Genomic DNA, 693 nt, shown 5'->3' with positions numbered 1-693 from the left:
CAGAGAGAGGGCCGTGCGAGCGGCGAGCTGATCGAATCGCGATCGATCGACTACATCCCCGATGCGGAGCGCCACGGCAGCCTCGCCAGCCAGTTCACGCTGTGGTTGTCGGCCAACCTGCAGATCACCGCGATCGTCACCGGGGCGCTGGCCGTGGTGCTGGGCGGCGACGTGTTCTGGTCGCTGGTCGCGCTGCTGCTGGGGCAGTTGATCGGCGGCGCGGTGATGGCGTTGCACGGCGCGCAGGGGCCGCAGCTCGGCTTGCCGCAGATGATCTCCAGCCGCGTGCAGTTCGGCGTCTATGGCGCGACGATCCCGCTGGTGCTGGACTGCCTGATGTACATCGGCTTCACGGCGAGCGGCTCGGTGCTGGCCGGCACGGCGCTCGCGCAACTGCTCGGCGTCGACGAGGTGGCCGGCATCGCGTTGTTCGCGATCTGCATCGTGGTCCTGACCATCCTCGGCTATCGCACCATCCACCTGGTCGGCCGCGTGGGCAGCGTGATCGGCGTGATCGCCTTCCTGTTCATGTTCGCGCGGCTGTTCTCGAACCACGATCTCGGCGCGTTGCTGACCAACCGTCATTTCTCGATCGCCAGCTTCCTGCTGTCGATGTCGCTGTCGGAGTCCTGGCAGATCGCCTTCGGCCCTTACGTGGCCGATTATTCGCGCTACCTGCCGCGTGGCACCTCG

The 693-nt window shown here is 66.8% G+C and carries 1 protein-coding gene; it reads left to right on the top strand.

The window, feature by feature from the left end; all coding sequences use genetic code 11:
* The coding region (locus HWX25_RS32710; protein WP_244138835.1) for a cytosine permease at positions 1 to 693 on the top strand (693 nt) is incomplete at both ends.

Origin of the sequence: Burkholderia sp. BCC1640, from assembly GCF_902833125.1 — a bacterium.
In the GTDB taxonomy this organism is placed as follows: domain Bacteria; phylum Pseudomonadota; class Gammaproteobacteria; order Burkholderiales; family Burkholderiaceae; genus Burkholderia; species Burkholderia diffusa.
This window is presented reverse-complemented; position numbering and strand designations above follow the sequence as displayed.